This window comes from Micromonospora inaquosa, assembly GCF_003857055.1.
GTDB classification, from domain to species: domain Bacteria; phylum Actinomycetota; class Actinomycetes; order Mycobacteriales; family Micromonosporaceae; genus Micromonospora; species Micromonospora inaquosa.
The window spans coordinates 13,859-38,768 of record NZ_QGSZ01000198.1; the positions used below are offsets into that span (position 1 = coordinate 13,859).

A 24,910-nucleotide genomic window follows, 5' to 3' on the forward strand; every position below is an offset into this window, starting at 1 on the left:
GGATCGTGGCACCAGCCGCCGCTCGTGCTGGGTTTCGAGGCGACCCACCGTCGCAGCTATGATCGTTCGGAATCAGTGGGGCGGCGCGAGGTCTGGTCGGCATTGTGATGACGCACGTTAGTGGAGCGTGACCGGTGCTGTTGTTGTCGTTCGCCGTTGTCCTGCTGGTGGCCGTGCTGCTCTCGGCGCTGGCTCATCGCACCATCCTGTCTACCGCGGCGCTGTTCCTGGTTGCCGGGTTCATCCTCGGCGAGGACACCACCGGGCTGCTGCACCTGCATTCCGATTCCCCCATCGTGGCGCAACTCGCGGAGCTGGCCCTGTTCGCGGTGCTGTTCACCGACGGGATGCGGGTCGGGTGGGCGGACCTGCGCTCGGCATGGCGGCTGCCCGGTCGGGCGTTGGGGTGGGGCCTGCCCCTTACCCTGCTGATCACGGCGCTGCTGGCGCATTATGTGGCCGGCCTGGGCTGGCCGGAGGCGCTGCTGATCGGCGCGATCCTGGCCCCCACCGACCCGGTGTTCGCGGCGGCGTTGGTGGGCAATGACAAGGTGCCGGCCCGCCTACGGCATCTGCTCAACGTGGAGTCGGGCGTCAATGACGGGCTGGCCCTCCCCTTCGTGGTGCTGCTTCTGGCTGTCGCCGCCGGCTCGGAGGACCTGCACCTGGGAGAGATCGCCGGCGAACTCGTGGTGGGACTGCTCATCGGTGTGCTGGTGCCGCTGCTGGCGATCGCGTTGGAGCGCACCCGCTGGCTTGCGGCGTCCGCCGCGTACGCGCCGCTGAACGGGGTGGCGATCGGGCTTTTGGTGTTGGCGTTGGGCAAGGTCACCCACGGTAACCTGTTCCTGGCCGCGTTCGCGGCGGGGATCACCGTGGCCACGTTCGGGCCGCGGGAGCGGGCGGCGTTTGAGCATTTCGGGGAGAACGTCGCCGAGCTGTTGAAACTCGCCGCGCTGTTGGTCTTCGGCGCGCTGATCTCGGTACGGTTCCTGGGCGAGATCTCCTGGACCGGCTGGGCCTTTGCGGTGCTGGCGATCTTCGTGGCTCGCCCGGTCGCGTTGTGGATCTCGTTTCTCCGCTCCGGGCTCGGTGCCAGGGAGCAGGCCGCGGCGATGTGGTTCGGGCCGAAGGGCTTCGCCTCCGTGGTGTACGGGCTGCTGGTCCTGGAGTCCGGCATCGCGGCCGGCGACGAGGTGTTCCACCTCGTCGCTTTGACAATCGTGATCTCCATCTTGTTGCACTCGTCGACCGATGTCGTGATAGCGCAAGCCTTTGACGAGTCCCGGGAGACGCCTGCCTGGTTCGGCGTGCTACATCGCGCCCGGCGGCCGCTGCGGCCCTGGCGGCGAGATCGGGACAGCTCGTCCGCCGACGGTTGATCCGTTGGGACCGCCGATTGCGGCCCAGACGGTCTTGCCGTCACCGAAGGAGAAGAAGCCCCAGTCGGTGGTGAGGGCGGCGATGATCGGTAGACCACGACCGCCTTCGGACATCTGACGGGGGAGTGTCGGGGCGGTGGAACTGGGAGTTTCGCCTCCCCGGTCACGGACGCTGATCCTGAGCGATCCCGCCACGTGGGCGACGATGAGTATGTCGTACTGGTCGAGCGGCACCAGGGTGCGTCGGGCGATCCCGAGGTACTGCCCGCCGAATAGCCAGTAACGACCGCCGACTTCGCTGGCGCCGAGCTCTCCCCGGAGATTTACCTGGTGCCGCTCGCCACCGACCCGGTAGTGCTCGTGCTGCCCCCGGAGCATCCGCTGACCAGCGCCGAATCGGTCGACCTGGAGGCGTGCGCGCAGCAGCGCTGGACGTTCGACGTCGCAGGCTCGTACATGTCCGAGCTGTCCACCCGGCTGTGCCGGGAGGCCGGCTTCGAACCCGTGGTGATCTGTCGGTTCAACAACTACATGCTGGCGCTCCAGCACGTGGAGAACGGCCGCTCGATCACCATGCTGCCGAAGCTGGCGGTGGACCCGCGATACCGGGTGGTGACCCGACCGCTGAACCCGCCGCTGACCCGGCGCATCACCGCCGGGGCCCGGCGGGCGGCCGCGTCACGCCCCGAGGTGACCGCCGTGCTCAATGCCCTGAGAGCAGGCGACTGACCGTGCCCGGGCCGTCGGTCGGCCAACGTCCGCTTCGGCCTCGCGATCGGACCCGGTCGGCCCGCCGCCGTGCGTCTACGGTCGCCGACGGCCGGGCAGCGGATGCGTACGGGCCGGGGCCGCAGCGGTAGGCCGTCGTCGCCATAGACCAGATTCGCGCTGTCGACCACGACATCGCCACCGGCGTCCGACCCGATATGACCGAGTACGGATGGGATACCGACGAATGGCCCGCGCCGCTGACCCGGGTGCTGGAAGCTGACATCTTGGTCATCGCCGGACCGATCTGGCTCGGCGACAACAGCTCGGTCAACCGTCGGGTGGCCGAGCGGCTCTACGGCTACTCCGGCCTGTTCAACGAGCAGGGCCAGTACGCTTAGAGGTCGGCCCCGGGCCCTCCTACCTCGACGAGGGGTTCCGGCGGTCCGGAGAATGACTTCACCAACCGCAGTACCGCGTTCATGACCTTCAACCTGCTCCACCTCGCGTCGATGATGCGCCGCGCTGGTGGATTCCCGGCCTACGGCAACCAGCGCACCGCCTGGGACGCCGGCAGTCGACCCGGCAACGCCAACCCGGAGTACCGCTAATCATCAGGAACGGACAAGACGGCCAATCAGTGAACCGGTGGCGCCCCGTAGGTACCGGCCTGCCGGACACGATCACGACGACAGCCACCCTTCCGTTGCAGCGCCAAGGATGTGAGTAGCGATGACGAGCCCGGAAACGATGAGCTGGCCGAGCCTGCGGGTCTCGGACTGGACCGCCACCCGCGACACAGTGCACATGTGGACCCAGATTGTGGGCAAGATCCGCATGGCGCACGCTCCGTTTCTCAACCATTGGTGGCAGGTCACCCTGTACGTGAGCCCGCGCGGGTTGACGACGTCCGCCATCCCGTACGGCACGGGAGTCTTCGAGATCGAGTTCGACTTCATCGGCCATCGGCTCGACGTGCGCACCAGCGACGGCGGCGCGCGAAGCCTCGCGCTCCGGCCGATGCCGGTCGCCGAGTTCTACTCGCGGGTCATGGCCATGCTCGACGAACTCGGGATCGAGGCACCGATCCGGCCGTACCCCAACGAGGTCGACCCGGCGATACCGTTCGCTGAGGACCACCAGCACGCCTCGTACGACGGCGAGGCGGCCACCCTGTTCTGGCGACAGCTGTTGCAGGCGAATCGGGTGATCGGTGAGTTCCGGTCGCATTTCGTGGGCAAGGTCAGTCCGGTGCACTTCTTCTGGGGCGGGATGGATCTCGCCTGCACCCGCTTCTCCGGCCGGTCGGCTCCGCCGCACCCCGGGGGCGTGCCCAACTGCGGGGACTGGGTCATGGTCGAGGGCTACTCGCGCGAGCTGTCCAGCTGCGGGTTCTGGCCCGGTGGCGGCGAGGAAGGCGCCTTCTACTCGTACGCCTACCCCGCACCCGACGGGTTCGCCGAGCGGCAGGTCGGTCCCGAAGGCGCGTACTACAGTTCCGAGTTTCAGCAGTTCCTCCTGCCCTACGAGGCCGCCCGTGCCGCACCGGACCCAGACCGCGCGGTCGCCGAGTTCCTCCGCACCACCTACGAGGCCGCTGCGGACCTCGGGAACTGGGACCGCTCCGCGCTGGAGGACGACCCGCTTCGCTGGCACAAAACCCCTGCGCGGTAGGACAAACTGTGTGACCGCACGATCGCCGTGTTACCCCTGCGGACACGACTGGCGGCAACCGGTGGCACGGCCGACGGTCGAACTGCGCGACGCGCCGGTCGGCCGGAGATGAAATCTGATGGAGGACACATGGTAGTGACTGTGAAGGATGTCCCCGAAGCCAATCAGTACGAGGCTCGGGTCGAGGGAGAGTCCACGGTCGCGGGTGTTGCGCAGTACATCCGCACCACGGAACTCATCGCGTTCGTTCACACCGAGGTCTCACCGGAGTACGAGGGAAAGGAGTAGGGGCGGCCCTGGCCCGCGCGGGCCTCGACGAGGCCCGCGCAGCGAACCTGCTGGTCCTGCCGACCTGCCCATTCTTCGCGGGGTGGATCGCCCGGCACCCCGAGTACCAGGACCTGGTGTACCAGTCCCGCAGCAGAGTCAGCGACTGAACAACAGGGCGCGGCGGCGATGGAGGTGAGTACGAGCAGCGGAGACGGGAAGAAGGCGTACGAGGGCCAGAGAAGATCACTGTCACGTTCGAGGCGAGGCGTTGCTGGCACGCCGCCGAGTGCGTCCGCGGCTTGCCGGAGGTTTTCGACACGGGCCAGCGCCCGTGGATCCGCCCCGACGGTGCCAACACGCTTCTCCGGCCACCGCTCAGAGATCTCATTCTGCTAACCTTCGCTGGCGCCCTCGATCGCATGAAGGAGGTGGGAACCGTGGACAGAGTGACTGTCACGTGCTCCCACCCGACTCCGAGGGCGTCGCGGATCTGAACGGGAGCACACTGCTACCCGGAAGGAACCTTACATGCCCGACCTGGTCATCCGCCCCCTCACCTCGGGCGAGGAAAATCTCTTCGCATCTCTTCCCGACCCGGGCCTGGTCGGGTTCGCCGCCTTCGGCGACACCTACACCGACATGGCAGCAGCCGGCCAATACCGCCCGGAGTGGACCTGGGTCGCCCTACGCGGCGGCGTCGTGGTGGCTCGTGCCGCCTGGTGGGCGGGCCCCGAAGACAACAAGCCGCTGGCCCTGGACTGGTTCGACTTCACCGACCACGACGCGGCAGTGCAGTTGCTGCGCACCGCGCCGCTGCACGCCGAGTACTCCCTACTGCTGCCCACCGGTTGGCGCGAAAATCCCGCGGTCCGACAGCAGGCCCAATCCCGCATCGACGCCGCCGTCGCCGCTGGCCTATCGCCGCTGGTCGAGCGCTTCCGATACCGATGGACGCCGGACTGCGCGGTGCCCCCACGGCCAGGCCGCCTCGAATTTCGGCCCGAGCCCGACGACTCAGCCATCTACGACGCTTTCCGCCGGATACACCAGGGCAGTCTCGACGCCCACGCCCGCCACACCATCGCTACGTCCGGGATCGACGCCGCCTGCCTGGAAACACTGGACTACCTGCGGTGGAAGCCGAGCCCACGCGACTGGTGGCGCCTGGCCTACAACCCAGTCGGGGAACTGGTCGGCCTGAGCGCCCCCGCCCGCAACTACGGCGACCCGGTCATCGGCTACATCGGCGTCGTGCCCGAGCACCGCGGTCACGGATACGCCTACGACCTGCTCGTCGAAGCCACCCACATCCTCGCCGACGAGGGCGCAGACCACATCGTCGCCGCCACCGATCAAACGAACATCCCCATGGCTGCCACCTTCGCCAAAGCCGGCTACCCCATCATCCAGGAGCGCATTGACCTGACCTGATCAAAACGCCGACCACACTTCCTGTGACAGAGCCCAGATGAGAGGGCGGCGGTTGGGACTGCGTAGATTTCCGTGTTTGACCTGGGTGTGGTCCATTGGACAGGACGTTGATCCTGTCCGGGAAGGACCACGTCATGGCAGACAAGAAGAAGGCGGTTCAGCTGCCTGAACCGACGGCGGCTGAGGTCGAGTTTGCGCAGCAGCTGGTCGAGTGGGCCAAGGCCGACGGAGTCTCGTTGGTCGGCCCGGGTGGGCTCCTCGCGGGGATCACCCGCACGGTCCTTGAATCAGCGCTCGACGCCGAACTGGATGCCCACCTTGAGGAGGTCGGCGTCGACGAGGCGACCGGCCGGCGGACCAACATTCGCAACGGGCACGGGGCGAAGACGGTGCAGACCGAGGTCGGGCCGGTGCGGATTCAGGTTCCTCGGGACCGGGCGGGTTCGTTCGCCCCGCGGATCGTGCCGAAGCACGTCCGCCGGTTGGACGGGTTCAACGAGGCGATCCTGTCGCTGCATGCGAAAGGCCTGACGACCGGGGAGATCTCGGCGCAACGCTCAGCTCGCCGCGCAGAATCAACTGTTCGACGGAGTTGCGCGTGGTCTGTGTGGGCCGGTCCGGGTCTCGGCCCCGCCGTCCACGAGTTCGTACTGCAACGCTCCGGAGGGGCAGCGCCGGATCACTTCGGCCAAGCGTTCGGCCTCGGCAGCGTCGGGGCGGATCCACGGGCGCTGGCCCGTGTCGAAGACCTCCGGCAAGCCGCGGACGCACTCGGCGGCGTGCCAGCAACGCCTCGCCTCGAACGTGACAGTGATCTTCTGGCCCTCGTACGCCTTCTTGTTGTTTCCGCTGCTCACAACGGCCTCCGTCGTCGCCGTGCTCGGCCGTCAGTCACTGACTCTGCTGTAGGCCTGGTACACCAGGTCCTGATACTCGGGGTGCCTGGCGATCCACCCCGCGATAAATGGGCAGGTGGCCAGGACCAGCAGGTTCGCGGCGCGTGCCTCGTCGAGGGCGGTGCGGGCCAGTGCTGCCCCTACTCCCTTTCCCTTGTACTCCGGTGAGACCTCGGTGTGTACGAACGCGACGAGTTCGCTGGTACGGATGTACTGCGCGACGCCCGCGACCATGGACTCTCCGTCGACGCGGGCCTCGTATCGTCTGGCCTCGGGGACGTCACTCACTCGTACTGCCATGTGTCCTCCATGTGTCGTGGTGTGGATCTCAGCCACGGCGCTGCGGTCTAGTGGATGCGTCACTTGGTGTCACCGGCCTCTTGGCCGACCCGTTGTCAGGACTTGGTGGACAACGCGCCGCTGGACGTCGCCAAGTTGTGCGGGCGCGACCATCTCCGCGTCGTCTCGGTGAAACGCGGCGATCCCGCGGTCACACCATCCAGTGTGCGTCAGCAACCGGCCGCAACCAGTGACACCGCGTCACATGCGGGTGATGACACCGTGCCACTACCGGATCGGCATACGCGCTTCAAGGAGACCTGTGACCGGCACACCGCAGCTCCTTCGGACACCGCAGGCCGGTGGAACCACACTCCGCAGCGCCTGATGTTCGGCGACGGCTACATGATCTCAGCCGGTCCGGAGCCGCTCGGACAGTTCGCAGACCGCCGCCTCGTATCGGTCGTCCGTCACGCACGGCTGATGACCGCACATCGGGGGCCAGACCGTGTCACGGCCCCGGGCATCGAGATCCTGCGGATCCCGAAGCCGGCGGTCCACCGCGGACCGCTGCCGCAGCGCGTCGTCAGCCCCGCGTCCCGGCGTGAAGATCCAACTGCCGATGGGATCGGTGTCTCGCCACAAGTTCACCCAGCGCCAGCCCAACCGGCGGCCGGCCTCACTCAGCACATCACTGCCCACGTACGCCGGGAACAGCGTGCTGTAGAAGCGTCTCAGCGGGGAACCGTGCGTCAGCAGGGCAACCCTCGAGAGCACAGACGGCTCTAGTTGCAGGACGCTCGCCAGAGCGAGTATCGACCCGTGGCTGTGCGCGGCCACCAACACGTACTTCCCTTGCCCGACCAGCATGCTGATACGGCACGCGAGTTCGGGCACGGCGCGCTCGGCGTAACACGGTGGGGCGAAGGGGTGAGCGGCACGCGGCCAGAACATGCCGAGGTCCCAGAGCGTACCGATGTAGCGACGAAAAGCGGTCGTACGGTAGGCGAACAGTCCTCCGAAGAACAAACCGACGAACAGCAACGCCATCAGGTAGCTGCCCAACTGAGTGCCCGCACTGACGAAATCGGACGGCAGGCTGACCAGGCTCTCCACGGCGACGCTCGGCTGTAGTTCGTCCAGGGCCAGAGCTGTGAAACCCAGGCTCAGCGCGACGAGGCAGCAGTAGGTCACTCCGAGTGGACGCAGTCGCTCCGTGAATTGCGCCCGGGCGATTGCGTCGCGGACTTGTTCCCGCCGTCGGGCCGTCCTCGCATCTGCCTCAGGAAAGTCGCGCGCGACGATGCCGTCCGCTGTCCGCCGTCGGTGCCTCCGCGTGAACAGCACCATCGCCGCACCCGCGACCGCTGCGCCAATGACCGACACGAAGAAACCGAACATCGTCCACTTGTACGGCAGAACAGGGCTGGTGGGCAGCACGTCGGGGGTGGGCAGATCGCGGTCGAGGTAGTCCGATACGCGGTAGTTGAATTCGGTGGCGAAGCTGACCCCCAGTCCCACCGCCAGACACGCGAACAGCAGCGGACCCGACCAGCGCAGCTTCCCACGGCTGCCCTCCCGGCCCACCAGTGCCGCGATCCCGAGCAGCGCGAGCAGGACGCCCTGCGTTCCGACGAGCAGGACGACCGCGACGTCGTGGCCGGGCAGTCCGTTTTCGGCGGGCCACTCGCTGCGGTCGAATGCGACCCACCCGATGACGGCGATCGTCACCACCACGGCAGTCGACCGCAGGGCATGGACCACCCCATCGACCACCGAGGTGCCGGCTACGGCGTCGATTACGGAAGGTACGCACAGCAGTACGACACTGGCGACAAGGGTGAGCACGGCGCAGAACGTGAGCAGGACGTTGAGGAGGCTCGGTCCACGCCCAGCCCACAACGCCGCGATCAGACTCAGATCGAGCACAGCGAGGCCGGTCGCCACATGAATGGAGCGAAGTCGCACCACTCCCGGCGTGGCGTTATGTGTCCCGATCGAGCCCAGTAGCGTGTCGGCCGGCTCACCCGTAGGTGGAATGAAGTTTTCGTACCAGCGACCGCACCGGGAACCCACCACCCACAACACCCAGATCGCGGCGACGGGCACCAGCGCTAGCAGCGCCATGCGCAATCCGACCGGTTGACCGCCGAGCCAGGACAGCCAGGTCCGGCCCCCGAGGCAGCTACCCAGGGACATGCACTTGCAGGCGAGCAGGTCCAACGCCACGCCGACGAACGACAAGACGTACAGGGCCGTGAGGCTCAGGCCGACCAGCCTGCAGCCTACCCAGACCACACCGCCGCTGACCTTCGCCCGCGGCCGCATCCATGCCGCCACGTTGCAGGCCATGAACGGCAACAGCAACACCAGCGACAGCGTCCTTGCGGCGGCTCCGCTCCGCAGATCGCTCCATCGGTATGTCTCCAACACCACGCCGCAGGCACCTCGGGAGTCACCATAGCCTCGGCGAGGCCGGTAGAAGCCGCCCTTGCTGTCGCCGGCGACCCGCTGCACGTGCGGCCGATCCAGGATGTCATCCGCGCTGGCACCAATCACGCCGTGCACCCGCAACTCAACGACGTCACCCGGCGGGGGCGGGTCGCACCCACCCCGTGCGCGGCACCGCGATGATTCCGGCATTCTTACCTCGCAGGCTGGGACATCTCGGAGCGAAGCGCTGGCCAGCCGCGCATACCCGAACGAGCCCGTTACAGACGGGACCGCCTAGATTTCGCGTTTGACCTGGGTGTGTGGTCCGTTGGACAGGACGTTGATCCTGTCCGGAAGCTGGACCGTGAGGCGAGGACCGCCGTCAGCACCTTCCGCTCGTCGACTTTCGGGGTAATGAGCGCCCACGCGATCGGCAGACCGGACGGGGTGCAGATGAGATGCGGGCGTAGGCCCAAGAAGAACGTCGAGTGCGGGGCGCAGTAGCCGTACCCGGCCCAACCCGGGCGTCACAAACGGATCTGCACCACGCTTCGTCTAGGCCAACAACCCGGGGTCGTGTGGACTTACTCGTCTAGGGGATCGGCCCGTCGTAGTCCATCCAGAAGTCGACGGCGTCGGGGCGTGGGCGGGGTGCCATCCCGCTGCCGCCGGCGAACTCCATAACGCGGTCGGGCGCTTGCTCGACCGTCGGCCAGGCCGGCAGGCCTGGTGCGTTGGGGTCGCCGGTGCGGACAAAGTTGACCCAGTACGCGCTCATCTGGTCGCGGAGCCGGTAGTCGGCCTCCGTGTAGTCGGCGGCGCTGTCGGCGCCGAGGTTGTCGTATGCGTACGCGACCTCGGCGCCGTGGTAGGCGCCGTACTTCTCAAGACCCTTCTCGGGAGGGATGTGTGAGAAGAAGTAGAGGTAGGCGTCCGATTCACCCGTCTGCGTCTGCAACTGAGCCCAGCGCCGCATCGCTCGGGTCATGATCCTGTCGGTTTCGACCCGCAGGAGCGACTCGAGAACCTGTTCCGCTGTCTCCCCTGGATACAGATCGAGGAACCGGTCCGCATCCTCACCGTATGTCTCGCGTGCGGACGACCGGTACTCGTCGACGTCCGTGTCCGGTGGACTGGCCAGCGCGAGCGAGGCTTCGTCCGCGTTGCTGCCGACCAGGGTCGGCACGTCCAGTTGCTCTCCGGAGGCGTAGGTCTCCGCCGGCGATCGTTCGAGCACGTGGCCGTCGACGGAGGGCTGCCAGTGCGCGTCGAGCGCGCCCGCCGCGTCCACGACGCGCTCGACGGGCATTTCGCGCATCTCCTCGATGGTCGCCCCTCCCAGTCGCTCGCTCAGGCGACGGCCGGCATCCTCTGCCGCCTCGCGCGTGTCGGTCTGGTCGCCGCGCTCGCTGTTCCCCGTGGTGCCCATGCACGCTCCGCTGCCGGCGATGATGCCGTCCACGAGGTCTTCGGCGAGCCGTGTCGCACCTAGGATGCAGACGCTCTCGCCCCCGGCGGATTCGCCCGCGATCGTGACCTGGTCGGGGTCGCCGCCGAATGCCGCGATGTTGTCACGCACCCACGCCAGGGCGGCGATCTGGTCGAGGATCCCGTAGTTGCCCGACGCGTCGTGTGTGGACTCCGCGGACAGTTCGGGATGGGAGAGGAAGCCGAGTACCCCCAGCCGGTAGTTGATGGTGACGGTGATCACCTGGCCCCGGGAGGCGAGCGCCTCGCCATCGTAGAGGGGGAGGGCGCCGGAGCCGGTCGCGAAGCCGCCGCCCGGGATGTAGACGAGCACGGGAAGGTTCTTCGGGGCGGGTGTCGTGCTCCGCCAGATGTTGAGGGAGAGACTGTCCTCGCTCACGGGATAGGGATTGAGGAGCGTGCCTTCCAGGGGCACCTCCACGATCTGCGAGAGCGCCCGCGTGAAGAACCTGGAGGTGCCCTGAACCGGAACGGCGGAGAACCGGTCTGCGGTGAACACGCCCTCGCGCGGCTTCAGCGGCTCAGGCGCACGCCAACGCAGATCCCCCACCGGAGCCTGCGCATACGGGATGCCCGCGAAGACCTCGACTGTGCGCTCGTCGTTGTAGACGCCGGTGATCGGTCCCTGCTGCGTCTGCACCGGCCCGGACGGCGAGCGGTCCACTCCGCCGGCGATGCGGGTCTGCGGTGATGGATAGGCGAACACCGCCGCCCCGAGAACGATCGCCCCGGCGAGCAGCCACGCACCTATCCGGAGCAGCGCGTGCCCTCGGGCCCACGAGCGCACTGTCGCACCGACCACCACGAGCAGCCCCACGACAAGTACCCAACCCCACCACGGACTCCGGTTGAGCCACGCGAGCACGAACGCGACAGCCGTCAGCGGGAACAGGGGGACCCAGGGGCGGAGGGACCTCGCAAACCGTCGGCGCCCACCAGACCTGGCGCCCGCCTGGACGACACCGGTTGGGCGCTGTTGCCACTCGCTTCCCACTCTTCACTCCTGTTGCTGTTTTGAGAACCGACACATGTTCGCGCGAAGCGCTTCACTGGCGGGCGCACGGTGAGGAGTCGCCTGTCAGCGGAGACCCTGTCCGGGCTCGCCGAAGCGCACGAGGTAACGGCGGAGACGCCGGCGCCCCTATTCCTGTCCTTTCGCCGTCAGCGAGGGGGGACCAGGCCGTTGTCGTACGCGAAGATCACCGCCTGGATCCGGTCGCGGGCGCCGATCGGCGCGGCGGGTGCGGCGGCGCGGTCACGCGGGCCTCCTTTTCAAGTGCGGGATCCAGGTCAGATGGATTGCGTGTCGGTCCGCGCGTGAGTGGGCGTACGGCGGATAGGTGAGATATCCGTCGTCGCCGCCGGCGGAGTAGGTGGCCTGGCCGCGACCGCCAGCGGCAGGTCCGCCCGGAACCGGGCTAACTTCGCGGAAGGACAGAGATGGCCGCGATGGCGCTGTTGACGACGGTGGCCGTCACGGTGCGGGTCACGGCTGCCCCTGCGGCATCGGCGCCCCAGTCGCCCTGTTCGAGTTCCTTGGCTCGGTTGATCACCGGTGAGGTCCACGGGATCTCGCGGTGGAACTGCGGGAGCGTCCCGCTCGCCGAGAGCAGCGCCGTGAGCGCGGCGACCCGGGCTTGCGGCTTCGCACCGTCCACGAGAACCTGCCGAACCTCGGCGAGCAGGCGCGCCCGTCGTTCGGTTCTGCCCTCACGCAGGGCTGTCGTCCGGAACAGGCCGAGCACCTTACGGGGCTCCTGGTCGATGTCGCCGCGCGCGACGAGCCGCTGGAGCACCGGCTCGCGCAGGACGGGACCGATCGCGGCCAGTGCCGTCTGCACCCCTCGGGGTTTCTCGGCGAGGTAGTCGTAGGCCGGGCGGAGGAGGCTGTCCGACGGTGGGTGACCCGGCAGGCTGCTGACCCGCCCCCGATCCGTCGGGGTCAGGTGCCCGCCGAGGGCGAGGTCGGCGAGGACGGCTCCGCCGAGGACGTAGAAGAGGGTGTTCTCGCCGGCGATGGTCCCGGACCTGGGTTGGAACAGGAGCAGGAGGAGGTCTTCGACGAGGGTCGGGGTGTGCGAGCTGGGTTCGGTGGTCATCGGCGGGGCTCCCAGCGGAAGAGTCGGGTGGCGAGGTTGACGGCGATGACGACCCAGCCGAGCGTGGGCGCGAGCAGGAGCAGGGAGTCGGTCACGGCGACGCCGCCGTTCCAGGCGTTCATGATGAGTTCGGTGGCCGCGCCGCCGGGCAGCAGCCGCTTGAGCCAGGCGAGGTTCTCGGTGCCGGAGATACCCACCCAGGTGGTCACGGCGATCAACCCGAGGGTAACGGGGAGGGTGGTGACCTGGGCGTGTTCGGGGGAGTTCGTCAGCCCGGCCGTGGCCAGCGCCAGGCCGATCAGCATGGCCAGCGTCGCGAGGATCGCCACCACCAGCAGGGCGACGTTCGACGGTCCGCCGGCGACCACGGCCAGGGCGGTGAGGATCGCGGCCACCTGCACCGCCGCGATGACGAGTACGGGCAGCAGTAGGCCGGCGAGGATGCTGGGGTCGCTTTCGGCGGTGGAGCGCAGCCGCTTGAGGAAGAGGTTCTGCCGCCGGGAGGCCAGGGTGGTGACGGCCGTGGCGTAGAGGCCGAACGCGGCCACGGTGAACGTCACGATCGCGGCGATGTAGCCGAGGCTCCCGAGGGCGGCGTACGTCTCGTGCTGACGCACGAAGAACGCGCTGACCGCGACCGGGATGATGAGGCTGGTGATCAGTATCAGTCGGTTGCGGAAGATCTGGATCAGTTCGCTGGACGCGATGGACAACACGGGTGAGGCTCCTTCGGGATGCGCGGATCAGTTGCTGATGGCGCGGAAGACGTCGTCGAGCCGGGTCGGCCCGGCCGCCAGGTCGCGCAGGTCCACGGCGTGGGCCTGGGCCCAGCCGAGCAGGAGGTGCAGGTCCTTCTGCAGCTCGAAGGACTCGACGGTGACCTTCCCGTCGGCGTCCACGTCGGCCGTCAGCGGTAGCGGCGGCACCGGTGTGGCGAGGGAGAAGCGGATCACGCCGGGGAGGGTGCGGGTCAGCTCGGAGACGGTGCCCTCGCGATGGAGGACGCCCTGGTGCATGAGCCCGATCCGGTCGGCGCGTTGCTGCGCCTCCTCCAGGTAGTGCGTGGTGAGCACGATGGTCGAGCCGTTCTCGCGGAGCCGGTCCACCGTTGCCCAGACGGCGTCGCGGGACTGGATGTCGAGGCCGGTGGTCGGCTCGTCCAGGAAGATCAGCTCCGGGGTGCCGTAGACCGCGGTGGCGAAGTCCAGCCGCCGCTTCTCCCCGCCGGACAGCTGCGAGACCTTGCGTCCGGCCCGACCGCTGAGGTCGACCACGTCGAGCACCCGGTCGACGTCGTCGGTGCGCCGGGTGAGCCGGCCGATCAGGCCGACGGACTCACGGACGGTGAGGTCCGGGGAGAAACCGCTCTCCTGGAGCATCACGCCCATTCGGGGACGTACCGCCCGCCGGTCGTCGGGGCGGTGCCCCAACACGCGTACCGTGCCCGAGGTTGGCCTCCGGTGACCCTCGACGACTTCCAGGGTCGAGGTCTTCCCGGCTCCGTTGGTGCCCAGCAGTGCGTAGAGCTCTCCGGGTCGTACCTCGAAGGAGAGGTCCTTCACGGCGTGGAAGTCGCCGTAGGTGAGGTTCAGCCGTTCGACTTCGATGATGGGTGTGGTGGACATGCACCCATCACAGCGCGGGCAAGGCCGTCCCGTCAGTGGCGCCATGTCATCACCGCATGTGACGTGGTGTCACTGGTCGTGGCGTCCGGCTGCCCGATACTGGTCTGGTGACCGCCAGCTCGCCGCGCTTCACCGAGTCGACGCAGGGAAGGCTGCGCCGGCTCAACCTCGCCACGTCACTGCCGCCGGTGGTGTTCGCCGCGGTGGTCCTGCTCTACATCGACGCGCGGACCTGGTGGCACCTGATCATCCTGGCGCCGGGGGCCATGGCGGCGCTGGTGGCCTTCGAACGGTGGACGGCCAACGACCTCGCCCGAGTGGTGCTGCCCTGCCTGGTCGTGGCCGCGGTGGTGTGGCCACTGGGAGTTCTGGTGAGCGGCAGCCCCAACGCCTATTGGGGTTTCTGCGCGGTGGGCTCCCTCGCCATGCGCGAGGTGCGACGGCACCGGAAGCTGCTGCTGGCCGGGCTGTTCAGCTATGTCGCGGCGGTCGGTGCGGCGCGGTTGCTGGTGCAGCGGGACGACATCGGCCACGTCCTGGTCACCTACGTTCTCGTCCCGACCGTCCTCACCATCTTCGTGACGGTCTTAACCATCGTGGGCGAGCGGTTCTTCGACCTCATCCGGGAACTCGAACAGACCCGGGAGCGTGAGGCGGAGCTGGCCGTGGTGCGGGAGCGCGTGCGGTTCGCCAGCGACCTGCACGACATCCAGGGCCACACCCTGCACGTGGTCAAGCTGAAGATCGCCCTGGCCCAGCGACTGCTGCTCCGGGACACCGCGCGGGCGGAGCAGGAGCTGCGGGAGACGTACTTGCTGGTCAGTGACACCATCGCGCAGACCAAGGAACTCGCCTACGCACAACGACGGCTCAATCTCACCGCGGAGATCGAGAACGCGAAGAACCTGTTCGAGGCCGCCGGCATCCGGGTCCGGGTGACGCGGGAGGCCGAGGTCGATGCCCGCGCCAGCGAACTGCTCGGCCAGGTGCTGCGGGAGACGACCACCAACATCCTGCGGCACGCGCAGGCCAGCCAGGTGCAGATCACGCTCGCCGCGTCGGGCATCACCATCGTCAACGACGGGGTGACGGCCGCCGCGCCCCCGGAGCTGCGCGGGCTGGCGGCGCTCCGGCAACGGGTGGCGGGTGACGGAGGTGAGCTGACAGTGGAACAGCAGCAGGGACGCTTCCGGACGGCGGCGACGTTACCCCCCGCGCGTGCCGACACGGAGCGGGGTGACGGCCGATGACCACAATCGTGCTCGCCGACGACGAGGCGCTGCTGCGCACCGCTTTAGCCGCGCTGCTGCCGATGGAGGGCGATGTCACCGTTCTCGCCGAGGCGTCCGACGGCGGGACGGCGGTCGAGGCCACCCTGCGGCACGAGCCCGACGTGCTGGTCATCGACCTGGAGATGCCGGGCGTGGACGGTCTCGGCGCGGTCGCCGAGATCCGCCGCACGCGCCCGGAGCAGGTCATCCTCATGCTGACCCGGCACGCCCGTCCCGGTGTGCTGCGCAAGGCGCTGAAGCTCGGCGTCCAGGGCTTCGTCAGCAAATCCGCCGAGCCGGCGCACATCTCCTCGGTCATCGCCACCCTGCACGCGGGCAAACGTTGGATCGACCCGGATGTGTCCGCGCTTGCCGTCACCGAGGACAACCCCCTCACCGACCGTGAGGCCGACGTCCTGCGGGTCACCGGCGAGGGCTACTCGGTCGCCGACATTGCCGCCCGGCTCCACCTGGCCCCGGGCACCGTCCGCAACTACCTCTCCAACGCGATGCGCAAGACCCAGACCCGGACCCGCCACGAAGCGGCCCGCTACGCCCGCGAACACGACTGGCTGTGACCATCCTGGAGCGTCACCTGTTGCCGTCGGCGGCCTTCGCGGGGTTGGGGTGAGCGCCGAGATCATGCGGGGTGTAGCCGCAGGGTGGGCGTCCGCCGAGGTATCGGCCTTCCAGGAGTGTCTGGGCGGCCATGGCGGTGCGCACGCGCAGCTTGGTGCGGTTGCGTTCGCCTTTGCTCATGCCGCCGAAGACGGACATGACGACTTCGAGCAAGGCTTGTGGTGGTCGACCGGGACTGGCTGGCTCGTGGCCAGGCTCACCGTCCCGGCCGGCGCGCTTCGTTGATCGTGCGCAGGAAGGTCTCCAGGCGCTGGACCGATGCGATCTGGAGGTCCTGCAGGTGGTGAAGCAGTGCGGTTGGGTCGGTGGCCGGCGTCGCGTCGCTAGCCTTGGCGGCTAAGTCGCCGAGGGCGGCGTTGACTGCCGTGGTGACGTGCTCGGCGAGCGTGAAGGAGTCCAGGCGCATTGCCCGTGGGGCGATGGTCAGCGACTCCACCCGCCCGTCGGGTGTGGCCACCGCAGCGACCAACCCGTCGGGGGCGGTGCCTTCTCCGCGAAGTTCGGCGATGCTGGCCGTTTCCGGGTCCGGCGCAGTTTGCTTGAGCGCGGTGACGGTGTCGTCGAGGATGCGGCGGATGTCGTCGGCGGCGGCCATGCTGCTCCCTGCTACTCGGTGTCGTAGTCACCGACCTTGATGTCGTCGGCGATGTCCAGCCAGAACGAGTCGGAGTCGCTGAGCTCGTCCGGGTCGATTGCGGCGAGCGCGGCCAGTACATGGTCTCCGGCCGCGTCATAACTGTTGTACCGGGGATTGTCTGGCGAAAGCGGCGCTGCGGCCTTGATGGCGTTGATGCAGTCGACAAACCGGTGAAGCGACGTGTTCACCTGATAGATCTCGTTCGCCCAGGGTGTGTAGCCCACCACGCGACCGTCCTCAATGTCTAATGCGATGAGCACGCCTTCGCGACCCCAGGCGCCGATGACCAGGTAACGGGGGTCGCTGTCGAGTTGATGGAGCGTGTGAGCGGGATGGAAGGGCGCGGGCCTGCCGTCGGGCAGCCCGAAGTCGGTCAGGATCGTCCGTGCTTCGCCGACAGCGACTGACGCGACCTGGTCGGCGGGGTATGTGGTCATGATATCGGCCCTGGGGTCCCTCTCTGAAAGAGTTTGGTCACCGCATTCGTCTGTGCTAGCCGGGAAGCGTCGCGGACGTCGCGGGGGTTCCACGGCCAACTGTAGGACACGTCCGTGCCGGCGGGGAGTTCGTCGTCCAGCAGTTGCTGGCACCGTCTTGGTCTCGTGTCGCAGGGTGAGAACTCCACGAAAACCTTGGCCTTCGTCACCTGTTTGAGGTCGACATCCTCAGGACTGATTCCCTCTCGTGCGGCGATCTCCTGCCGCATCCGGTCGAGCATGTCGCCCTCGGCATGGGCTTCGGACGAGGAACGGCCAGCGACCGAGTATTTCTGGCCGTTGTGATCGAACGTGGCCCCGCCGTAGATGTTCTTCGTGTTGCCGTCCTTGAGCCGTTCCGCCTGGGCCAGCTTGCTCTCGTCCGTGGTGCCGTAGCCCAGCTGCCGGTACCGAGCAGGCACGGGAGCGTCCCTGGCGCTGCGCGGCTTGGGTCGAGGCTTCGGCGCAGCCTTGCGCGGTTCCGGAGCGTCGATGTCGTCCAAGGCCTCGGCGATTTTCTTGGCGGCACCCGGCGGAAGGTCGGGCTTCGGGCGCTTAGCCACCAAGAACCGCCGAGACGGCCTGATCGATCAGGAGGTCCAGGATCTTCGAGGTAATGATCTTGAAGATCGGGATCTCCACCAGCGAGGCGCCGAACGTCGCCACTGCGGTGGCGATCGCCTGCGCGATCTGGACTGCAAGGATCACCAACTGCACGATGACGCTTATCTTCAGCGCTAGAACAACGCCGGCACACACGATCAGACCGATGCCGACCGTCGCGGCGCCGTTTGCCCCCCGGTCCAGTACCCCCGGGGCGCTGTCCTGAGCTGTCCACCATTCCCGGAAGGCGTTGATCGCTAAGCCCTGGTTGGAGGCCCACACCTCTTGCGCCACCCCGCCAGCCGACTGCGTGGCGTTAGCCATCTGTTCGGAAAAGCCCAACCACGCCTGCCCCAACTCGAACAGTTTTTCCTCATCCGACGTCGGCCAGTCGTAGCCCAACATGCTCAACAGGCTGACCAATTCACCGGGCAACTGCAATCCCATGACGGCCTACCCAAGGAGTTCCTGAAGGCGACCGAGGTCCTCAGCCGCCTTCTGATCGGTCTCCTCGTAGGCACTGGCCATGCCCGCGAGATCTTGGCCGGCGGAGGACAACTCGTCGGCGACCTCCTTCCAGCACTCGAATGCCCACTGTGAGACCACGTTGTATGCCGCGCCGATTAGTCCACCGATGGTGTCGTCGCCCCACGCGCCCTCGTACGCCGAAAGCCCCGCTCGAAACTGGCCGAGCTGGTCACCAAAGGACTGACCGACATGTCCGAGGGCGATTCCCTGTCCCCGAATCTGGTTTGGGTCCACGGCAAATCCATCCACAGGACCACCTCCTGTCGGGACTCTACCAGCGAATAGCGAGACGTCTATGTCGGATCCTGGTCTGTGGATGTAACGGTATTTCCGGCCTGACCCATCGGGCTTTGTGCCTGGTGGGGAGGGTGTCGTGATGACCGCGTGAACGACCAGACCCGGACGTAAGAAGCGGCCTGAGCCCTCGGCAGAGGCGACCGTCGAGCTGGTCCGGGCGTCCAAGGAGCAGGGCTGTCGCCTGACTGGCCTGGATGGCCTGCTCAGGGCGGTCAACGCGTCCCGCCGGGTTGCGACCCGGCTGGGGGAGCGGTCGACTGTGGGAGTCACCATTGAGATCGATTACCTTGCCCGTGGCCGTCCCGTCAGGGGCCGCACGCGATAGGGCAGGCGCATGTGGTCGACGACCGGGCGAAGGTGGAATTGCCCGGGCGTGGGCCGGTGGCTCCATCAGTGCCAGCGCGAGGACCTGGAGCACGTGGTTCTGCACGATGTCCCGCATCGCGCCGGCGTCCTCGTAGAAGCCGCCGCCGCGGCTGCCGACGCCGGGGTCTCGGCGACGGTGATCTGCACGTGGCCGACCCACGAGCGATCCCAGATGGAAGGTACGTGAGAGCACCGTGGGGCGGACTTGCGGCGATCGGTCACCGACGGCAGACCGTCGGCGTAGCTGCCCTTTTCGCCCGTACGGCATTGCCTGGACACTGTCCGCCTCCGAGGCGGCTCGCCTGGTTGACGGGCCGGATTGAACGAGCATGTTCGATTTCTTGACACCTCAGATGCGATCGCTAACACTTGTCCGCAACACGAACGTAACGGGCAGAACACAATGCTCCGCACAGGCGTGACGCGTCGGAGCTACCGCGCGTCAGGTCGCAAATTGTCGGAAATCATGAAGCTCCTAGCCGCTCACGCCTCGACGATGTGAACGCTCACATAGAGATGTCACCGACAGATGTCACGCCGGCCACCCCTGGGCGCGCTTCATCTGATCCCACCTGTTGCCAATCGACTGTCGGGAGCACTGACCATGCGTTTACGTGCCTTCCTCGTAGCTGTCCGCCGTGGCTGCGGCGGCTTTTGTGGTGGTGGTCGTCGTGAAGTGACCTGACGGGTTCGCGGGCTACCTCCGTCCGGCGGGCCCGTGTTCGAATCCGAATGGTTTGGACCGTGTCGGTTCGAATGCGGGCTGCCCCGATGTTGTTCCCGATACCGATGTAACCCCAACGGCATCAGTCTGGTGTCCGAACGCAGAGAGGGCTAGATCTAGTGATTCAACAGTTCACGAAACAGAAGACGTCGTCTGGCGGCCATCCTTCAGGAGCATCACGGAGTATCCGGCCGCTTCGCCGGCTGTTGATCGCTGTGGTGGCCGCGCTGACGGCGATGGTTGGCGTTGTCGTCGTCGCGTCGTCGCCGGCCGCTGCGGCCACCAGCCAGTTCCGAGGGATGAACTGGGCGGTGTTGGGTGACAATTTCAGTACCGGGCCGTTGGTCGTGCAGGGTTTGAGTTCGTCTGACAGTAATGCGACGGTGCGGGCGAAGGCCAATGCGCTTTACGACGACATGGCGTCGGTGATGGGGGTCAACACCGTCCGGTTGCCGATCAACACCCACACGGTGGGGACGGCGTGGTGGGAGGCGTATCGGGGTGCGATCGACGCGGCGACGGCCCGTGGTTTCAAGGTGATCCTGGCCTACTGGGAGGACGGCGCCGCGTCCGGTGGAAGGATCACGAACCTCGCGGCGTGGAACGCGATGTGGTCGACGGTGACGAACACGTACGGGTCGAACACCAATGTCTATTTCGAGCCGATGAACGAACCGCATGGATACAGTTCGGCGGAGTGGCGCACCGTCGCGGCGAACTGGCTCAGTTACCACTATTCGGCGGTGCCGGGGCGGGTGCTGATCGGTGGCACCGGCTTCAGTCAGGACCTGCGTGACATCTGCAACGACAGCCGCTTCAACGCGACGCTGCTGTCGTTTCACTACTACGCGTTCTTCTACGGCGCGATGACCTACGACGCTTTCCGTAGCCACATCCAGACCCGGCTGGGCAGTTGCGCGTCCCGCGCGGTCGCGACCGAGTTCGGCGCTCCGATGAACGACGGCCGTAACTACGCCGACGCGGGTAGCACCGACAACTTCGTGCGCTACATCCGGGCGATGGCCCAGGTCATGCGGGACAACCAGATGGGTGGCACGTACTGGCCCGCTCTCGGGGGCAAGCCCGGCAGTATCGGCTACGACTGGTACTCGATGTTCGCCCTCGGCGGCAGTGGCACCGACCTCACCCTGACCGTCCGCAACACCTCCGGCGCGGACCAGATCCGCTACGCGTGGGGCGACACCATCGGCGGCGGCCCGACCACGCCACCGCCCTCTGCGGGAACGTTCTACCGGGTCACGGTGCGGCACAGCGGCAAGGCCATGGACGTGCAGCAACCGAACACCGACAACGGCGCGCGCGTCGGCCAGTACACCTACGGCGGCAACGCCTGGCAACAGTGGCAGTTCCAGGACGCCGGCAGCGGCTACTGGCGCATCATCAGCCGACACAGCGGAAAATGCCTCGACGTGGTGAGCGCCTCGACCGCCGACGGCGCCGAACTCATCCAGTACACCTGCGGCACCGGCACCAACCAACAGTTCCAGATGCTCACCAACGGCACCTACTTCCAACTACGGGCCCGACACAGCAACAAATGCGTGGACGTACCAGCCGCGACGAACACTGACGGGGCAGTCCTCAAGCAGTACACCTGCAACACCGGCACCAACCAACAATGGTCACGCACCACCGTCTGACGATCGTCACCACGGATCCTCGCTACGACGCACACCCGGGCACACCGAACATGAGCCGGTGCCCGGGGTGTGCGCCGTAGCGCCGCCGGATTCGCCCGCGCGGAACCAGGCAGCAAGGCTGTCCGATGCCGGCTGGCTGGGATGGCTGGCCAGGCCGCGCTGCGGTGCGATCGCGGACTCGGGCTGGCGACCCGTCCGGGACGCCGGCGGCCCGTTATGCCGTCGGCGGTGCAGTCGACTCGCGTACGCGCAGGGACGGGCTGATCACGACCCGGTGCGCGGGACGCTCGGGGTCGGTGAGCCGGTCGGCAACGAGTCGCACGGCGGCGCGGCCAATGGAACGCCGTGGCGGCCGGACCGCGGTCAGCGGTGGGCTGAACAGCTCGGCCACCTCGTCGTCGTACGCGACGATGGACAGGTCTCCGGGCACGGTCAGGTGCCGCTCTTCGCAGTGCTGCACCAACGCGATCGCCTCAGGGTCGGCATGCACCAGCAGCGCGGTGGTACCGGTCACCTGGCACTGGCGCAGGACGGCGTCGAGCGCGGCGTCTCGCTCCGGTGCCCGGGCGTCCGGCACTGCGGCCACGACTGTGGCGTTCGGGTCCAGGCCGCACTCCGCGGTGGCGTCGAGCCAGCCGCGCCTCACGTGCTGGCTGGTGGGGCTGTTGGCGGCGACCACGAGACCGACCTTGCGGTGCCCGAGGGAGGTGAGGTGCCGAACCGCCATGGCCGCGCCGAGCGCATGGTCGGTGACCACCGATTCCATCACAGCGTGATGGCTACCCAGCGTGGCCGTGCGTTCCAGCAGGACGACGGGAAAGCCAAGTTGATCAAGCCACTCGATGGTCCGCTCCGAGGTGGGTGCGTCCATGCGTGGGGCGATGATCAGGCCGTCGACGGCCATCCGCTCCACGAGCCGGGCGAGCTGAGGTTTGTCGTCCTCCGTGTCGTACGAGGAGCCGCGCAGCACCACGCGCATGTCGAGCTCGCGTGCGGCCTCCTCGGCGCCGCGGGCCACATCCGGCCAGTAATAATCCATCGACGGCACCAGCATGCCGAGGGTGCGGCCACCGAGCGCGTCGGAGCCGGCGCCGGTTGCTTCGTCGGTGATCGCGGGCTCGTCCGGCGTGATCAGCGCAACCCCACCGTGAACCCGGCTGACCAGGCCTTCAGCGGCGAGCTGCGCGATGTCGCGGCGAATGGTGACCGGCGCGGCGCCGAGCGCCTGGGACAGGTCCGAGATGCGCATCGCCCCGTCGCGTTGCAACGCCTCGAGCAGTTGCTGGCGGCGGGCGACCTGCAGCGGCCCTCGAGCCTCCGCCGTACCGACGGTGGGACTGTCCTTTGTCATGGGGCACCTCCGAGGAGCGCTTCGTGCGGTGGAAGCTCCTCCACGGTGAGGACGAGCTCGCCGCTTGGGCCGAACGCGGTGACGTCGATCGCGAGCCGGTGCAGCCGCGCTCCCCACACGTCGAAGAGCATAGGGTCCTCGATCGGGCGCACTGTCGCGGCGCAAAGGGCGGACGCCGGACGCCAGCTGAGCCCGATCCGGCCGGCACCGTCGAGCGCGGTGATCTCGGCGCGACCATCGGCGAGCCGCACCTCACCGGCGACGAGCAGGTGTACGTGGGTCGGCGGCGGTTCGACGGCCGGGTCGAACTCCCAGGTATCGACGATCTCGACATGTCCGCCGTGACGGTCAAACCGCGCGGCGCGCCACCAGTACCGAAGGTCGGACCTCGGATACGCAGGGGCAATGTCCATTGTGGCCGCGGACCTGATGTCGTCGGCAACGTGGGTGACCTGGCGGGCGGTGAAGCCCCGGCCGGGTGACTGACCCGTCGCACGGGGGTGCGGGACGTTGTGCCAGGCGCTTTGCATGGTCCAGATGCCGTACCGGTCCGGGCCGAACGTCTGCGCTGTGTAGGTGGGGCGGCCGGCGTCGACGAGAACCGGCACCCCGTTGAGGGCGATCACGACGCTGCCGACATCGTTGTGATTGTGGTGTTCCCCGTTGTGGCCGCCCTTCAGTGCGAGGGTAAGGCCCTCCGCACTGCCGGCGGTGCGGCGAGCGAGCATGACCTGTGTGGACGGCAGCCACACGTCGCGAGGAAGCGGTGACATGCCAGGTGCGGCGTGGACCCAGCTCGGGTCGGTCAGCGCCCGCAGCAGCCGCCCGAGCCCCTGCTCCGCGCCGGCGACCGGTGCGTCGGGTCGGCGGTGGGCGGCGGCGTGGGCCTGCGCGTCCCGGTCGCCGACGCGGCGGGCGGCGCGGTGTAGAGCGTGCCAGGGTTGGGCGATGGCCGGACGTGCGGCCCCGTCTGCGTGGTTGAGGTACCAGGGGCCGCCCAGGTGCATGCGGTGCGGGAAAGCGACGCTGTGGCGCAGTGCGTCGCCGGGCACGTCGTCCAGCGCGCCACCCGCTGCGTGGGCCAGGATATCGAGCGCTTCCAGCACCCGGCACACGCCGTTCCACCAGTAATCGTAGCCCTCGTCGACGGCGCCATCGGCAGGCAGCGCCGCCACGTACCGATCGAGCCCTTCGACGACCAGGTCGACCAGCGCGGCCCGCCGGGTCTGGTCGTCGACGAGCCGCAGCGCGGCAACGAGGACGTTGCCGTGGATCCACGGGTTCCAGTTGTGTACGTCGCCGTCGAGGCCGAGCCAGTGCCAGTCTCGGCGGGTGGTGAACGGCGTCAGCACGCGGCGGTCTACCTCGTAGCGGATGCGGGCGCGCAGGCCGGGCGCGCGCACGTCGAGCGGCTCGCCGAGCAGGTGGTCGATCCAGGCCAGCTGCGCGGCGACCTCACCGGCACCGAGGTCGAGGTACGGGTCGGTCACGGTGGGCAACACCGTGCCGTGCACGGTGTGGGTGTCGTCGTGGGCGGGCCAACACCAGCTGCTCTGCTCGCACAGCAGTGTCACCCCGTCGACAATCTCATCGAGCCAGCCATTGTCGAGGGTCACGGCGGCGATGAGAGAGGCGCGGGTGAGCCGCCGCTGCCGGGCGAAGACCTGCCGCTCATACGTCTCGCGGTCGCCGTACCGGTGGTATCGGGCGTACTGGCTGGCCAGCGGGGTCGGCCATGGGGTGGTCCGGTCGCGCTCGGCGGTTGCCCGCAGGTCAGCCAGGGTAGGACCGTGCACGTGCGGTTCGGCCCAGACGTCGCGATGGTGCGCCGGGGGCACCGGCAGGGCCAGCTCGGGGGACGTGAGTAGCCCTTCGAGTCGGGCGACACCGACATCCGGCCAGGCCGAGGCGAGTGGGCCGGTGAAGCGGTCAGCAGCGGCCATGACTCCTCGCACGTAGAGCAGATGTGAGCGAAACTGACCGTATCAGATCGCTTTTTGCTGATCGAGGAGACGACGGTCTAGGTATGGCGACATCCTGTGGCCTTTTGATCTGTTGTGGTCATCCAAGTT

The 24,910-nt window shown here is 67.9% G+C and carries 27 protein-coding genes and 3 pseudogenes; 13 read left to right on the forward strand and 17 right to left on the reverse strand.

All coding sequences use genetic code 11. The features are described from left to right. The first annotated feature begins 134 nt into the window (after positions 1–134). The 10 genes and pseudogenes from DLJ59_RS13475 to DLJ59_RS13510 form a co-directional block, all read left to right on the forward strand. A complete protein-coding gene (locus DLJ59_RS13475) occupies positions 135–1,382 on the forward strand; it encodes a cation:proton antiporter (RefSeq protein ID WP_124772858.1) in 1,248 nt (415 codons plus the stop codon). A gap of 312 nt (positions 1,383–1,694) precedes the next feature. Then, a pseudogene (locus DLJ59_RS13480) lies at positions 1,695–2,111 on the forward strand (LysR substrate-binding domain-containing protein); the annotation flags it as partial. Positions 2,112–2,308: 197 nt separating this feature from the next. Next, on the forward strand, positions 2,309–2,491 hold the full coding sequence (locus DLJ59_RS36935) for a flavodoxin family protein (RefSeq protein ID WP_208648667.1): 183 nt from the start codon (positions 2,309–2,311) through the stop codon (positions 2,489–2,491). 81 nt (positions 2,492–2,572) lie between these two features. After that, positions 2,573–2,701: a hypothetical protein gene (locus DLJ59_RS37895; protein WP_279635750.1), complete on the forward strand. Its 129-nt coding sequence runs from the start codon at positions 2,573–2,575 to the stop codon at positions 2,699–2,701. A 121-nt stretch (positions 2,702–2,822) separates the two neighbouring features. Beyond that, complete coding sequence (locus DLJ59_RS13490; protein WP_124772860.1) at positions 2,823–3,764, forward strand: DUF5996 family protein; 942 nt, start codon at positions 2,823–2,825, stop codon at positions 3,762–3,764. 129 nt (positions 3,765–3,893) lie between these two features. Then, the gene (locus tag DLJ59_RS37380; RefSeq protein WP_244236001.1) at positions 3,894–4,052 is read left to right on the forward strand and encodes a GNAT family N-acetyltransferase; all 159 of its coding nucleotides are present in this window, start codon (positions 3,894–3,896) and stop codon (positions 4,050–4,052) included. Positions 4,053–4,060: 8 nt separating this feature from the next. Then, on the forward strand, positions 4,061–4,201 hold the full coding sequence (locus tag DLJ59_RS37385; RefSeq protein WP_244236009.1) for a GNAT family N-acetyltransferase: 141 nt from the start codon (positions 4,061–4,063) through the stop codon (positions 4,199–4,201). Between the two features lie 75 nt (positions 4,202–4,276). Beyond that, positions 4,277–4,528 carry a (4Fe-4S)-binding protein gene (locus DLJ59_RS13500; RefSeq protein WP_208648679.1) on the forward strand — a complete coding sequence of 84 codons (252 nt, stop codon included), beginning with the start codon at positions 4,277–4,279 and terminating at the stop codon, positions 4,526–4,528. 34 nt (positions 4,529–4,562) lie between these two features. Then, the gene (locus tag DLJ59_RS13505; protein WP_124772861.1) at positions 4,563–5,465 is read left to right on the forward strand and encodes a GNAT family N-acetyltransferase; all 903 of its coding nucleotides are present in this window, start codon (positions 4,563–4,565) and stop codon (positions 5,463–5,465) included. 134 nt (positions 5,466–5,599) lie between these two features. Beyond that, positions 5,600–5,956 (forward strand): annotated as a pseudogene (locus DLJ59_RS13510) (transposase); the annotation flags it as partial. Between the two features lie 84 nt (positions 5,957–6,040). On the opposite strand, the gene DLJ59_RS13515 reads toward DLJ59_RS13510, so the two are convergent. The 8 genes and pseudogenes from DLJ59_RS13515 to DLJ59_RS13555 all read right to left on the reverse strand — a co-directional run bounded on the left by DLJ59_RS13515 (position 6,041) and on the right by DLJ59_RS13555 (position 14,285). Then, the gene (locus DLJ59_RS13515; protein WP_124772862.1) at positions 6,041–6,322 is read right to left on the reverse strand and encodes a (4Fe-4S)-binding protein; all 282 of its coding nucleotides are present in this window, start codon (positions 6,320–6,322) and stop codon (positions 6,041–6,043) included. 30 nt (positions 6,323–6,352) lie between these two features. Further along, positions 6,353–6,661 carry a GNAT family N-acetyltransferase gene (locus tag DLJ59_RS13520; protein WP_124772863.1) on the reverse strand — a complete coding sequence of 103 codons (309 nt, stop codon included), beginning with the start codon at positions 6,659–6,661 and terminating at the stop codon, positions 6,353–6,355. Positions 6,662–7,051: 390 nt separating this feature from the next. Beyond that, on the reverse strand, positions 7,052–9,214 hold the full coding sequence (locus tag DLJ59_RS13525; RefSeq protein ID WP_425271419.1) for a hypothetical protein: 2,163 nt from the start codon (positions 9,212–9,214) through the stop codon (positions 7,052–7,054). A 230-nt stretch (positions 9,215–9,444) separates the two neighbouring features. Next, positions 9,445–9,594 (reverse strand): annotated as a pseudogene (locus DLJ59_RS38280) (IS982 family transposase); the annotation flags it as partial. A gap of 71 nt (positions 9,595–9,665) precedes the next feature. Further along, positions 9,666–11,378: a carboxylesterase/lipase family protein gene (locus tag DLJ59_RS13535; RefSeq protein WP_208648668.1), complete on the reverse strand. Its 1,713-nt coding sequence runs from the start codon at positions 11,376–11,378 to the stop codon at positions 9,666–9,668. Positions 11,379–11,979: 601 nt separating this feature from the next. After that, complete coding sequence (locus DLJ59_RS13545; protein ID WP_124772866.1) at positions 11,980–12,660, reverse strand: GOLPH3/VPS74 family protein; 681 nt, start codon at positions 12,658–12,660, stop codon at positions 11,980–11,982. Then, positions 12,657–13,376: an ABC transporter permease gene (locus tag DLJ59_RS13550; RefSeq protein WP_124772867.1), complete on the reverse strand. Its 720-nt coding sequence runs from the start codon at positions 13,374–13,376 to the stop codon at positions 12,657–12,659. The genes DLJ59_RS13545 and DLJ59_RS13550 overlap by 4 nt, the downstream gene beginning before the upstream one ends. Before the next feature lie 27 nt (positions 13,377–13,403). Continuing rightward, on the reverse strand, positions 13,404–14,285 hold the full coding sequence (locus DLJ59_RS13555; RefSeq protein WP_124772868.1) for an ABC transporter ATP-binding protein: 882 nt from the start codon (positions 14,283–14,285) through the stop codon (positions 13,404–13,406). 107 nt (positions 14,286–14,392) lie between these two features. On the opposite strand from DLJ59_RS13555, the gene DLJ59_RS13560 reads away from it, so the two are divergent. Together DLJ59_RS13560 and DLJ59_RS13565 are read left to right on the forward strand one after the other, a co-directional pair. After that, positions 14,393–15,535: a sensor histidine kinase gene (locus DLJ59_RS13560; protein WP_124772869.1), complete on the forward strand. Its 1,143-nt coding sequence runs from the start codon at positions 14,393–14,395 to the stop codon at positions 15,533–15,535. Further along, the gene (locus DLJ59_RS13565) at positions 15,532–16,134 is read left to right on the forward strand and encodes a response regulator transcription factor (protein ID WP_124772870.1); all 603 of its coding nucleotides are present in this window, start codon (positions 15,532–15,534) and stop codon (positions 16,132–16,134) included. The genes DLJ59_RS13560 and DLJ59_RS13565 overlap by 4 nt, the downstream gene beginning before the upstream one ends. 13 nt (positions 16,135–16,147) lie before the next feature. Here DLJ59_RS13565 and DLJ59_RS13570 read toward each other — a convergent pair whose 3' ends face one another. Genes DLJ59_RS13570 through DLJ59_RS38075 form a run of 7 tightly spaced genes read right to left on the reverse strand, consistent with a single transcriptional unit; the run spans position 16,148 to position 19,433 of the window. Beyond that, on the reverse strand, positions 16,148–16,348 hold the full coding sequence (locus DLJ59_RS13570) for a hypothetical protein (protein ID WP_208648669.1): 201 nt from the start codon (positions 16,346–16,348) through the stop codon (positions 16,148–16,150). Between the two features lie 43 nt (positions 16,349–16,391). Then, a complete protein-coding gene (locus DLJ59_RS13575) occupies positions 16,392–16,790 on the reverse strand; it encodes a YbaB/EbfC family nucleoid-associated protein (RefSeq protein ID WP_124772871.1) in 399 nt (132 codons plus the stop codon). Positions 16,791–16,801: 11 nt separating this feature from the next. After that, positions 16,802–17,269, reverse strand: a complete 468-nt coding sequence (locus DLJ59_RS13580; RefSeq protein ID WP_124772872.1) for an SUKH-4 family immunity protein — start codon at positions 17,267–17,269, stop codon at positions 16,802–16,804. After that, entirely contained in the window at positions 17,266–17,871 is a 606-nt protein-coding gene (locus DLJ59_RS36940) for a hypothetical protein (RefSeq protein WP_208648670.1), read from the reverse strand. The genes DLJ59_RS13580 and DLJ59_RS36940 overlap by 4 nt, the downstream gene beginning before the upstream one ends. Then, on the reverse strand, positions 17,864–18,358 hold the full coding sequence (locus DLJ59_RS13590) for a WXG100-like domain-containing protein (protein WP_124772873.1): 495 nt from the start codon (positions 18,356–18,358) through the stop codon (positions 17,864–17,866). The genes DLJ59_RS36940 and DLJ59_RS13590 overlap by 8 nt, the downstream gene beginning before the upstream one ends. Positions 18,359–18,364: 6 nt before the next feature. Next, a complete protein-coding gene (locus DLJ59_RS13595) occupies positions 18,365–18,673 on the reverse strand; it encodes a hypothetical protein (RefSeq protein ID WP_124772874.1) in 309 nt (102 codons plus the stop codon). A 37-nt stretch (positions 18,674–18,710) separates the two neighbouring features. Beyond that, entirely contained in the window at positions 18,711–19,433 is a 723-nt protein-coding gene (locus tag DLJ59_RS38075) for a hypothetical protein (protein ID WP_341869587.1), read from the reverse strand. A gap of 611 nt (positions 19,434–20,044) precedes the next feature. On the opposite strand from DLJ59_RS38075, the gene DLJ59_RS13605 reads away from it, so the two are divergent. Then, a complete protein-coding gene (locus DLJ59_RS13605; RefSeq protein WP_244236003.1) occupies positions 20,045–21,487 on the forward strand; it encodes an RICIN domain-containing protein in 1,443 nt (480 codons plus the stop codon). A gap of 214 nt (positions 21,488–21,701) precedes the next feature. Here the strand turns inward: DLJ59_RS13605 and DLJ59_RS13610 are convergent, their stop codons facing one another. Both DLJ59_RS13610 and DLJ59_RS13615 read right to left on the reverse strand, forming a co-directional pair. Next, a complete protein-coding gene (locus DLJ59_RS13610; protein ID WP_124772875.1) occupies positions 21,702–22,838 on the reverse strand; it encodes a substrate-binding domain-containing protein in 1,137 nt (378 codons plus the stop codon). Continuing rightward, on the reverse strand, positions 22,835–24,781 hold the full coding sequence (locus DLJ59_RS13615) for a heparinase II/III family protein (RefSeq protein WP_124772876.1): 1,947 nt from the start codon (positions 24,779–24,781) through the stop codon (positions 22,835–22,837). The genes DLJ59_RS13610 and DLJ59_RS13615 overlap by 4 nt, the downstream gene beginning before the upstream one ends. Positions 24,782–24,910 lie beyond the last annotated feature (129 nt).